This window comes from Streptomyces sp. NPDC046909, assembly GCF_040644695.1.
GTDB lineage: Bacteria > Actinomycetota > Actinomycetes > Streptomycetales > Streptomycetaceae > Streptomyces.
On the sequence record NZ_JBEYXC010000006.1, the window covers coordinates 37,714 to 49,016 of the forward strand.

Below are 11,303 nucleotides of genomic sequence, written 5' to 3' on the forward strand. Positions count from 1 at the left end.
TGCGGGCCGCGAAGCCCGCACCGACCCTCCCGCGCTCTCGGCTTACCGCACCGGCCTGAACGACCGCAGCCGCAGCGAGTTCCCCACCACGAACACCGACGAGAACGCCATCGCCGCCCCGGCCAGCATCGGGTTCAGCAGCCCCGCCGCGGCCAGCGGCAGCGCGGCCACGTTGTAGGCGAAGGCCCAGAACAGGTTGGACCGGATCGTGCCGAGGGTCCGGCGGGCGAGCCGGATCGCGTCCGCCGCCGCGCGCAGGTCGCCGCGTACGAGGGTCAGGTCGCCGGCCTCGATCGCCGCGTCCGTGCCCGTGCCCATGGCGAGCCCCAGGTCGGCCTGGGCGAGCGCGGCCGCGTCGTTGACACCGTCGCCGACCATCGCGACCGAACGCCCCTCGCCCTGGAGCCGCTTGACGACGTCGACCTTGTCCTGCGGCAGCACCTCGGCGATGACGTCCTCCGGCGCGATCCCGACCTCACGGGCCACGGCGTGCGCCACCGCCTCGTTGTCCCCGGTCAGCAGGATGGGGGTCAGCCCCAGCGCCCGCAGCCGGGTGATCGCCTCCGCGCTGGTCTCCTTCACCGCGTCGGCCACCTCAAGGACCGCCCGGGCCTCGCCGTCCCAGGCGACCGCGATCGCCGTACGACCGGACCCCTCGGCCTCGGACTTCACGCGCGCCAGCTCCACCGGCAGTTCCATCGCCCACTCACTCAGCAGCCGCTCCCGCCCGACGAGCACCGCGTGCCCCTCGACGATGCCCTGCACCCCGAGACCCGGCACGTTCGCGAAGTCCTCCGGCGTGGGCAGCGCGCCCAGCTTCGCCAGCGCGCCCTCGGCCACCGCACGGGCGATCGGGTGCTCGGAGGAGTGCTCCAACGCGCCCGCCAGCCGCAGGACTTCGGCCTCGTCCGTGCCCTCGGCGGTGTGCACGGCCAGCAGGCTCATCCGGCCCGTCGTCACCGTGCCCGTCTTGTCGAGGACCACGGTGTCGACCTTGCGCGTGGACTCCAGCACCTCAGGACCCTTGATCAGGATCCCGAGCTGTGCGCCCCGCCCCGTGCCCACCAGCAGCGCGGTCGGCGTGGCCAGCCCCAGGGCGCACGGGCAGGCGATGATCAGCACCGCGACAGCGGCGGTGAACGCGGCCGTCAGACCGGCCCCGTTGCCGAGCCAGAAACCGAGGGTGCCCAGCGCGAGGGCGATCACGATCGGCACGAAGACACCGGAGATCCGGTCCGCGAGGCGCTGCGCCGCCGCCTTTCCGTTCTGCGCGTCCTCGACCAGCTTCGCCATCCGCGACAGCTGGGTGTCCGCGCCGACCCGGGTGGCCTCGACGACGAGCCGCCCGCCGGCGTTGACCGTGGCACCCGTGACCGCGTCCCCCTCGGCGACCTCCACCGGCACCGACTCGCCGGTGAGCATCGAGGCGTCTACCGCCGACGAACCCTCGACCACCGTCCCGTCGGTGGCGATCTTCTCACCGGGCCGCACCAGGAACCGGTCGCCCACCTTCAACTCGCCCACAGGAACCGTCTGTTCACGACCGTCGCCCCGCACCACGGTGACGTCCTTCGCGCCCAGCTCAAGCAGCGCCCGCAGCGCCGCCCCCGCCTTCCGCTTGGACCGCGCCTCGAAATACCGCCCGGCCAGGATGAAGGCGGTGACCCCCGCGGCGGCCTCCAGATAGATGTTCCCGGCCCCGTCCCCGCGAGAGATCGTCAGCTCGAAGGGATGCGTCATGCCCGGCGTCCCCGCGCTCCCGAAGAACAGCGCCCACAGCGACCAGCCGAACGCGGCCAGCGTGCCCACCGAGATCAGCGTGTCCATCGTCGCCGCCCCGTGCCGCGCGTTCGTGAACGCCGCCTTGTGGAAGGGCCATCCGGCATACGTCACCACGGGCGCCGCCAGCGTCAACGACAGCCACTGCCAGTACTCGAACTGAAGCGCCGGGATCATCGCCATCGCCACGACGGGGATCGCGAGGAGCGTCGCGGTGACCAACCGCTCGCGCAGTGACCGGAGTTCGTCGTCCACGGGCTCGGCGGCCGGTTCCTCCGGCACGGGCTCCTGCGCGGTGTACCCGGTCTTCTCGACGGTCGCTATCAGATCCCGGACGGTCACCTCACCGTCGTAACTGACCTTCGCCTTCTCGGTGGCGTAGTTGACGGTCGCGGTCACCCCCTCCATGCGGTTCAGCTTCTTCTCGATGCGCGCGGCGCAGGAGGCGCAGGTCATGCCGCCGATGGCGAGCTCTACCTCGGCAGGGGCCCGGGTGGCGGTGGTGGTCATCGCTGCTCCCTCTTCGATACGGGGTGGGGGTATCCGTGATGCGAGTCCATGTATACCCCTGGGGGGTAGTGAAGGCAAGCGGCTCAAAGGGTTGACTTCATACCCCCCAGGGGTATTGTCAGCTGCATCGAGGCCTCGCGTTCAGGGACCGGAGGCCGTGTTCTCCAGGAGTGGGCCATGCATGCTGGACTCAAGATCTCCGCGTTCGCCGCCGCGCTGGCCGCGACCTTCGGCACCGCGTACGGCGTGGGCAAGGGCATCGACCCGATCGTCACGGAAAGCGCGCGGGCCGGCCATGAAAGCCACGAGGAGTCGCCGGACGGCGGCGGCACTCACGCTCCCGGGGGTCTTCAGATCTCCGAGGGCGGCTACACCCTCGATCTGAAGACCCCGAACGTCACCGCCGGCCGGCGGACCGAGCTGCGGTTCGCCATACGCGACACGAGCGGCCAGGCCCTCACCGCGTACCGGCGCGAGCACGAGAAGGAACTCCACCTCATCGTCGCCTCACGCGACCTCGGCACCTTCCGCCATCTGCACCCCACGCGCGCCGCCGACGGCACCTGGAGCATCCCCGTCGAGTTGCCCCGCGCGGGCGGCTACCGCGTCTTCGCCGACTTCACCCCGGCGAGGAAGGGCGCCGAGAACCTCACCCTCGGAGCGGACCTGGCGGCCTCCGGCACCTACACGCCCCAGCGCCTCCCGGCGCCGAGCGGCACCGCCGAGGTCGACGGCTATCAGGTCCGGCTCACCGGCGGACTGCGCCCGGGCGGCGAGAGCGAGGTCGGACTGGCGGTTTCCCGCGACGGCGAGCCGGTCACCGACCTCCAGCCCTACCTCGGCGCCTACGGCCACCTCGTCGCCCTGCGCTCCGGTGACCTGGCCTACCTCCATGTCCACCCCAACGGCGAACCGGGCGACGGCAAGACCGAATCGGGGCCCGGCATCTCGTTCACGGCCACGGCACCCAGCGAGGGCTCGTACCGGCTGTTCCTCGACTTCAAGCACGAGGGGCAAGTTCACACGGCGGCGTTCACGGTGACGGCGGGGGAGCCCGTACGGACCGAGGAGCATGCGGAGGAAAGTGGCCACGGCCACTGACTCGGATGCTCAGATACGGCCCAGCCGCCGCTGTCTGCGCAGCAGCAACCCCAGATACAGCCCGCCGACCACCGCCGTCACCACCCCCACCGGCAACTGGGCCGTGTCATGGATCCGCTGGGACGCGAAGTCCGCGGCGACCACGAGGAAGGCGCCGGTGCAGGTGGCGGCGAGGAGGTTGGGGCCCGGCGCACGGGTGAGGCGCCGGGCCAGCTGCGGTGCGATGAGGGCCACGAACGGGATCGGACCGGCCGCGGCGGTGGCCACCGCACAGGCCGCCGTGCCGAGGACGAGGATCAGCAGCCGGGTGCGCTGCACGGGCACCCCGAGGCCGCCCGCCACATCGTCGCCCATCTCCAGGATCTTCAGCCGGCTCGCGGCGAGGACGACCAGCGGCACGACCACCAGCAGCCCCAGCGCGGCCGGCCGGACATCGCCCCAACCCCGGCCGTTGAGACTGCCGTTGAGCCACACCATCGCCTGCGCTGCCTGCGTGAACCGGGCCTTGGCGAGCAGATAGGCGTTGACGCCCTGGAGCAGCGCGCTGACCCCGATGCCGACGAGGACCAGCCGGTAGCCGTGGATGCCGTGCCGCCAGGCGAGGACGTACACCAGCACCGCCGTCGCCAGACCGCCGCCCACCGCACCCGCCGCGATCTGCCCGCCGGTCCCGGAGACGAGCAGCACGACCAGCAGTCCGCCGGTGGCCGAGCCGTAGGTGAAGCCGACGATGTCCGGGCTGCCCAGCGGATTGCGGGTCAGGCTCTGGAACAGCGCCCCGCTCAGCCCGAGCGCCGCGCCGACGAGGATGCCGGTGAGGAGCCGGGGAAGGCGCAGCTCGTTGACGATGAAGTCCGTGCGCTGACTGCCGTTGCCCAGCAGGGTGCGGACGACGTCCGCCGGGGAGATCGCGTACGCGCCGGTGCCGAGCGCGAGGACCCCGACGCCCGCGGTGGCGGCCAGCAGCAGCGCGCAGACCGTCACCACCCGTACGTCCACGCGCAGGGAGAGCCGGTGGGACCGGCTGCGGACGACATGGCCGCGCGTGGGGACCGCCTGCGTGGTCACGCCCTGTGTGGTCACACCCTGCGTGGTCATACCCCCACCACCCGGCGGTGCCGCACGAGCGCGATGAACACCGGCGCGCCGATCACCGCGGTGACGACCCCCGCGTCGAGCTCGTCGGGGCGGACCGCGACCCGGCCCAGGACGTCCGCGAACAGCAGCAGGGCGGGAGCGAGCAGCATCGACAGGGGCAGGGTCCAGCGCTGGTCGGCCCCGGCGATCATCCGGGCGATGTGCGGCACGGCGAGCCCGACGAACACCAGCGGACCGACGGCGGAGGTCGCCGCCCCGCACAGCAGCGTCACCGCCAGCAGCCCGGCGAACCGGGTCCGGTCGACATGGGCGCCCAGGGCGCGGGCCCCGTCGTCGCCCAGGGCGAGCGCGTTGAGCGGCCGTACGAGACACAGCGCGAGCAGCAGACCCACGCCGACGAACGGGGCGATGGTCGTCAGGGTCTCGCTGTCCGCGCGGGCGAGCGATCCCACGCTCCAGAAGCGCAGCTGGTCGAGAGCCTGGGCGTCGAGCAGCATCAGGGTCTGGCCGACGCCGGTGAACACGGCGGCGATCACCGCACCGCCCAGCGCCAGCCGCTCGGGCGTGGCACCACCGCGCCCGCCCGAGGCCAGCGCGTACACCAGCAGGCCCGCCACCACCGCGCCCGCCATCGCGAACCACACCGACGCCCACAGGCTGGTCAGCCCGAAGGCCGTGATCGACAGCACCACCCCGGCCGCGGCCCCCGCGTTGATGCCGAGCAGCCCGGGGTCGGCCAGCGGATTGCGGGTCAGCGCCTGGATGAGCGCCCCCGCGACCCCGAGCGCGGCCCCGGCGGCGATGCCGGCCAGGGTGCGGGGGACCCGTACGTCCCAGATGACCGAACTCGCCGTGGAACCGTCGTCGTGGAGCAGCGCGTCCACGACCGTCGACAGCGGCAGCGACCGCGATCCGATCGCCAGGCTGAGCAGGACGGCCAGGAGCAGCAGGAGCAGGGCGCCGAACACCGCGGCCGTGCGGGTGGAGTTCCGGCGCCAGGGGGACTTCCGTACAAGTGCCGCCGTGGCGACGTCAGTTGCCAACGCTTCCCTCCGCGCGCAGCTGCTCGGCGATGGTGCGGCCGAGCGCCTTCTTGTCGATCTTTCCCACGGAGGTACGGGGGAAGGCGTCGGTGAGTTCGACGCGGTCGGGCAACTTGTAGGCCGCGACACCCCGTTCGGTGAGGAACGCGGCCAACTCGCGCTGTGTCGGGGCCTGTCCGCGCGGCACGAGATAGGCGCAGGTGCGCTCGCCCATCGTCTCGTCGGGCATGCCGACCACGGCCGCGTCGTGCACGCCGGGGTGGGCGAGGAGGTGGTTCTCCAGCTCCTCGGCGGAGATCTTGTCGCCGCCCCGGTTGATCTGGTCCTTGGCCCGGCCCTCGACGACCAGATGGCCGCTCGGCAGCACGCGGACGAGGTCGCCGGTGCGGTAGAAGCCGTCGTCGGTGAAGGAGCGGGCGTTGTGCTCGGCGGCCCGGTAGTAGCCGCGCAGGGTGTACGGCCCGCGCGTGAGCAACTCCCCGGTCTCGCCCGGCGGTACGTCGTGCCCGTCCCCGTCCACCACCCGGATCTCGTCCGCCGGCGACAACGGCCGCCCCTGGGTGCCGAGCACCAGATCCGAAGGGTCGTCCAGACGGGTGTAGTTGAGCAGGCCCTCCGCCATCCCGAAGACCTGCTGGAGCGTGCAGCCGAGCGCGGGCCCGACCCGGGCCGCGGGTTCCGCACCCAGCTTCGAGCCGCCGACCTGGAGGAGCCGCAGCGAGGACAGATCGGCGTCCTCCCACTCCACGGCGTCCAGCCACAGCAGGGCGATCGGCGGGACCACGGCCGTCACGGTGACCTTCTCCCGCTCGATGAGCGCGAACGCGTCGTCGGGGCTCGGCGTGGGGGAGAGGACGACGGTCCCGCCGGCCATCAGGGTGCCCAGCAGACCGGGGCAGGCCAGCGCGAAGTTGTGCGCGGTCGGCAGCACCACCAGATAGACGGTCGACTCGTCGAAGCCGCACACTTCGGCGCTGGCACGGACGTTGTAGGTGTAGTCGTCGTGGGTGCGCGGAATGAGCTTCGGCTTCCCGGTCGTCCCGCCGGACAGCAGCAGTACCGCCACATCGCCCGGATCCGGCTCGGGCAGCGCCACCGGCTCGGCGTCGAGGCCGGCCAGCGCGGTGAACTCCGCCGCGTCACCCGCCACCAGGACGTGCTCGACGCTCGGCACCGCCTTGCGCACGGCCCTGGCGAGCCCGCGATGGTCGAAGCCGTCGAGGATGTCCGGGACCGCCAGCGCCGTCGCACCCGCCGTCTCGGCGACATGGACCAGCTCGCTCTCCCGGTGCGCGGGCAGCGTCAGCACCGGTACGGCACCGGCCCGCAGGAGCGCGAAGAACAGCACCACGAAGGCGTCGGTGTTGGGGAGTTGGACGACCACCCGGTCACCGCCGCCGATGCCGAGCCGCCGCAGCCCCGCCGCCGTACGGTCGGCGCGCAGGTCCAGTTCCGCGTACGTCCACCGGCGGCCCTCGGCGTCCACGAGCGCGATCCGCTCGGGCGTCCGCCGGGCCTGGTCACGCAGCAGCCGGTCCAGTGGCCGGCCCGCCCAGTAGCCCTCGCTGCGATACCGCTCCGCCAGCGGCTCCGGCCAGCGCACCCAACCGTCGAGCATGCTCAACTCCCGCCTGCCTGAAGGGGAAAGGCGCCTGCCTGTTTAGGAAAGGCTTGCCTAATGAGCGATCGAGGTCAAGCCTGGCGGGGCGCCCTGGACGCACCGGCGATGCGGAGTCTAGGGTTTGACTTGATTAGGTTAGGTTAACCTAAGTCCACGGAGGTGGCTCGTTGCTGCGTTACCGGAGCGCGGAGACGGAACTGCCGGGAGATCCCGTGCTGTCGGCCGCGAGACTGGCCGAGTCGGGATTGTTCGACCAGTACGTCGTGTACGAGCGGGAAGGCGACTGCTGGTTCGCCGGGGGAGTCCTCGGCGAGATCGTCGTCGACCGCTCCGAGATCCGCGGCAGATGGCTGACCGACGAGACGGTGACCCCGCTCGGACCGCGGCCGCTGCGACAAGTCCAGGAAAAATTACGGGACATGGCCGTGGAAGGCTGGCACGCCTACGGCTGGATGGCCTTCGAGTTCTCCCATCTCCACACCGACCGACCGCACCGCGCCGGTGACGACCGACTGCTCCATCTCGTCGTCCCGCACAGCGAGGTGAGACTCCGTCAGAACGGCACGGCCCTGGTGCGCAGCACCGACCAGGAGACCCTCGATTCCCTGCTGGCCCTGCTGTCCCACCCCATCGAGCCCTGCATCGCCGAACCCCGGCCCATCGAGGTGTCCGGCACCGGCAGCGGTTACCCGGAGATGGTGACGGAGGCACTGGAGGAGATCCGCACCAGCGAACTCCAGAAGGTCATCCTCTCCCGCACCCTCACCATCCCCTTCCCGGTCGACTTCGTCGCCACCTACCTCCACGGCCGTACCCACAACACCCCCGCCCGCTCCTACCTGTTGAACCTCGCCGGCCGCAGGGTGGTCGGCTTCAGCCCCGAGACCGTCGCCGAGGTCGACGCCGACGGCCACGTCATCACCCAGCCCCTCGCCGGCACCCGCGCCCGCGGCCTCGGCGAGAAGGAGGACGAACGCCTGCGCGTCGAACTCCTCGCCGACCCCAAGGAGATCTCCGAGCACGTGCTCTCCGTCAAACTGGCCGAGGAGGAGATGGCCACCGTGTGCCGCCCCGGCTCGGTCTCGGTCCGCGACCTGCTGAGCGTGCGCCAGCGCGGCAGCGTCCAGCACCTCGGATCCAGCGTGCACGGCGAGTTGGCCGAGGACGCGAGCGCCTGGGACGTCCTGCGCGCGGTCTTCCCGGCCGTCACCGCCTCCGGCATCCCCAAGGGCCCGGCGTACGACTGCATCACCCGACTGGAGCGCGAGCGGCGCGGCATCTACAGCGGCGCGGTGCTCATGGCGGGCAGCGACGGCTCCCTGGACGCGGCCCTCGTACTGCGCAGCCTCTTCGAGGAGGGCGGCCGCACGTGGCTGCGGGCCGGTGCCGGCATCCTCTCCGGGTCCACTCCCGAACGGGAGTTGGAGGAGACCTGCGAGAAACTGCGCAGCGTCGCCCCGTACGTCGTCCCCGCGCGACCGGCGCGGGTCGTCGCGCCGTCCCTCCAGGGTTAGGAAGCCCGGTGCGTCTCGGAGAAGTCGTCGTCGACGTCACACCCCTGCGAGCCGGCAGGGACTTCCGGCTGGTCTTCGCCACCCAGGCGATCTCCATGCTCGGCACCCACCTCACCTCGGTGGCGGCGAGCCTGCAGATCTACCACCTGACCGGATCCACGGTCCAAGTCGGCCTGATGAGCCTGGTGTTGGGCCTGTCCCTGCTGGTCGGCCTGGTCGCGGGCGGAGTGCTCGCCGACCGGGTCGACCGGCGCCGGGTCGTGCTCGTCACCCGGGCCGTCACCGCCGTGGTGATCGCGGGCCTCGCCGTCAACGCGGCCCTGCCGGACCCGCAGGTGTGGTTCGTCTTCGTCGCCGCCGTCCTCGCGGGCGGCACCAGCGGCCTCGGCGGCCCCGCCATGATGGCCGCCACCCCGAGCCTGGTCGCCCCCGGCCAGCTCGCGGCGGCGGGCGCGCTCACCACGCTCACCGCCCAACTCGGCGGCATGGCGGGCCCGTCACTGGCCGGTGTCATCGCGGCCGGGCCCGGAGTGGCCTGGTGCTTCGGCATCGACGCGGCCGTGTACGTCGTAGGCCTGGCGCTGCTCGCCCCGCTGCCGCCGCTGCCGCCCGAGGGCTCCGGCGAGGCGCAGCATCCGCTGAAGGCGATGGCGGAGGGCTGGCGGTTCCTGCGCAGCAGCCAGGTCGTCGCCGGGCTGCTGCTGATCGACGTGTGCGCGGTCGTCTTCGCCATGCCGTACGCCCTCTTCCCGGAACTGGGCACGGAGAAGTTCGGCGGCGACACGGCTGTGGGGCTGCTCTACACCGCCCCCGCGGTCGGCTCCTTCTTCGGCGCGCTGACCAGCGGCTGGACCGGCCGGGTCCATCACACCGGACGGGCGCTGATCGGCGCGGTCGCGGTGTGGGGCGCGGCGATCGCCTGCTTCGGACTCAGCGCCAATCTCTGGCTGGCGCTGACCTTCCTGGCCCTCGCGGGCCTCGGCGACACCGCCTCCGAGATCCTGCGCCGGGCCCTGCTCCAGCACTACACCCCGGACCGGCTCCAGGGCCGCGTGGGCAGCCTGTGGCTCGCCCAGGCCACCGCGGGCCCCTCCGTCGGCAACCTGGAGGCGGGCCTGGTGGCGCGGGCGCTCGGCTCGTCGGGCGGGGCGGCGGCCCTGGGCGGGGTCGTCTGCCTGGCCGGCGTGGCCACGCTGACCCTGGCCATGCCTCAGCTGCGCAAGGCGACGCTGCATGGGCCGACGGGGGTGGAGGCGGCCGCGGCGCCGGTGGAGGCGGTGCCGAGACCGAGCGACAGCCAGCCGTAGGACCCGCTCCGGAGTCAGAGAGCCGCCGAGCCGCTGGGAGAGTCATGCCGAGTGCGCAGATCAACGGAGTCCGGCTGCACTACGAGGACACCGGCCACGGCGAACCGGTCGTCCTGGTGATGGGCCAGGGCGCCGGACACCGCGGCTGGCACCTCCACCAGGTCCCCGCCCTCGTGGCCGCCGGACACCGGGTCGTCACCTTCGACAACCGGGGCATCCCGCCGAGCGACGAGTGCCCCGAGGGCTTCACGATCGACGACCTGGTGGCCGACACGGCGGGCCTGATCGACCACCTCGGCATCGCGCCGTGCCGTCTCGTCGGCGTCTCCATGGGCGCGTACGTCGTCCAGGAACTGATGCTGGCCAGGCCCCAACTCGTCCGCCAGGGCGTCCTGATGGCCACCCGCGGCCGCACCGACGGCCTGCGCACCGCCATGACCGTCGCCGAACGGACCCTGTACGACAGCGGAGTCGCCCTGCCTCCGGCCTACGCGGCCTGGGTGCGGGCACTCCAGAACCTCTCACCGGCCACCCTCGACGACGAACTCCAGGTCCAGGACTGGCTGGAGGTCTTCGAGTACGCGCCACCGGTCGAAGGGCCGGGCGTACGGGCGCAGTTGGATCTGACCGTCCCGGACGGACGGCTGGCCGCCTACCGGGCGATCGCCGTGCCCTGCCTGGTGATCGGCTTCGCCGACGACCTGATCCTGCCGCCGTACCTGGGCCGGGAGGTGGCGGACGCCGTCCCTGGCTCGGTCTACACGGAGATCAAGGACTGCGGCCACTACGGCTACCTGGAACGGCCCGACGAAGTGAATCGCGCGCTCCTCGGCTTCTTCCGCACTCGGCGATGTTGATTTAGGTTAGCCTCACCTAAGTATCTACTCTGGGGGTAGTGGTGCAGCGCACCTTGCTCAACGGAAAGATCCACCGAGCCACCGTGACCCAGGCCGATCTGCACTACGTCGGTTCCCTGACGATCGACCGGGACCTCCTGGACGCCTCCGACATCGTCGAGGGCGAGGCGGTCCAGGTCGTCGACATCGACAACGGCGCCCGCCTCACCACGTACGCCATCGCGGGCGAACGCGGCAGCGGTGTCATCGGGATCAACGGAGCCGCCGCCCATCTCGTCCACCCCGGCCACCTCGTGATCATCATGTCTTTCGCCGTGCTCGACGAGTCCGAACGGGCCGCCCACCGGCCCCGCGTCGTCCACGTCGACAAGGCCAACCGCGTCGTCGCCCTCGGCGCCGACCCGGCCGAGCCGGTGCCCGGGGCGCCGGACCAGTACGCCGGATCCTTCACCGCGCGGCAGGAGAGGAACTGA

The 11,303-nt window shown here is 72.1% G+C and carries 9 protein-coding genes; 5 read left to right on the forward strand and 4 right to left on the reverse strand.

All coding sequences use genetic code 11. The features are described 5' to 3' along the window. Positions 1-42: 42 nt before the first annotated feature. Positions 43-2,289 carry a heavy metal translocating P-type ATPase gene (locus ABZ928_RS20945; protein WP_361520843.1) on the reverse strand — a complete coding sequence of 749 codons (2,247 nt, stop codon included), beginning with the start codon at positions 2,287-2,289 and terminating at the stop codon, positions 43-45. Positions 2,290-2,466: 177 nt separating this feature from the next. On the opposite strand from ABZ928_RS20945, the gene ABZ928_RS20950 reads away from it, so the two are divergent. Then, complete coding sequence (locus tag ABZ928_RS20950; protein ID WP_361520846.1) at positions 2,467-3,390, forward strand: hypothetical protein; 924 nt, start codon at positions 2,467-2,469, stop codon at positions 3,388-3,390. A gap of 9 nt (positions 3,391-3,399) precedes the next feature. Here ABZ928_RS20950 and ABZ928_RS20955 read toward each other — a convergent pair whose 3' ends face one another. The 3 genes from ABZ928_RS20955 to ABZ928_RS20965 are packed head-to-tail and all read right to left on the reverse strand — an operon-like array spanning position 3,400 to position 7,149. Continuing rightward, positions 3,400-4,488 (reverse strand): iron chelate uptake ABC transporter family permease subunit, encoded by a 1,089-nt coding sequence (locus ABZ928_RS20955; protein WP_361520847.1) that lies wholly within the window; start codon positions 4,486-4,488, stop codon positions 3,400-3,402. Next, positions 4,485-5,531, reverse strand: a complete 1,047-nt coding sequence (locus ABZ928_RS20960) for an iron chelate uptake ABC transporter family permease subunit (RefSeq protein ID WP_361520850.1) — start codon at positions 5,529-5,531, stop codon at positions 4,485-4,487. Before ABZ928_RS20960 ends, ABZ928_RS20955 begins: the two co-directional genes overlap by 4 nt. Further along, positions 5,521-7,149, reverse strand: a complete 1,629-nt coding sequence (locus tag ABZ928_RS20965) for an AMP-binding protein (RefSeq protein ID WP_361520853.1) — start codon at positions 7,147-7,149, stop codon at positions 5,521-5,523. Before ABZ928_RS20965 ends, ABZ928_RS20960 begins: the two co-directional genes overlap by 11 nt. Before the next feature lie 170 nt (positions 7,150-7,319). On the opposite strand from ABZ928_RS20965, the gene ABZ928_RS20970 reads away from it, so the two are divergent. The 4 genes from ABZ928_RS20970 to panD are packed head-to-tail and all read left to right on the forward strand — an operon-like array spanning position 7,320 to position 11,303. Continuing rightward, a complete protein-coding gene (locus ABZ928_RS20970) occupies positions 7,320-8,666 on the forward strand; it encodes a salicylate synthase (RefSeq protein ID WP_361520856.1) in 1,347 nt (448 codons plus the stop codon). 8 nt (positions 8,667-8,674) lie between these two features. Beyond that, positions 8,675-9,973 (forward strand): enterobactin transporter EntS, encoded by a 1,299-nt coding sequence (gene entS / locus ABZ928_RS20975; protein ID WP_361520859.1) that lies wholly within the window; start codon positions 8,675-8,677, stop codon positions 9,971-9,973. Positions 9,974-10,017: 44 nt separating this feature from the next. After that, positions 10,018-10,830, forward strand: coding sequence for an alpha/beta fold hydrolase (locus tag ABZ928_RS20980; RefSeq protein ID WP_361520862.1), 813 nt, complete (start codon positions 10,018-10,020; stop codon positions 10,828-10,830). A 41-nt stretch (positions 10,831-10,871) separates the two neighbouring features. Next, the gene (panD, locus tag ABZ928_RS20985; RefSeq protein WP_361522224.1) at positions 10,872-11,303 is read left to right on the forward strand and encodes an aspartate 1-decarboxylase; all 432 of its coding nucleotides are present in this window, start codon (positions 10,872-10,874) and stop codon (positions 11,301-11,303) included.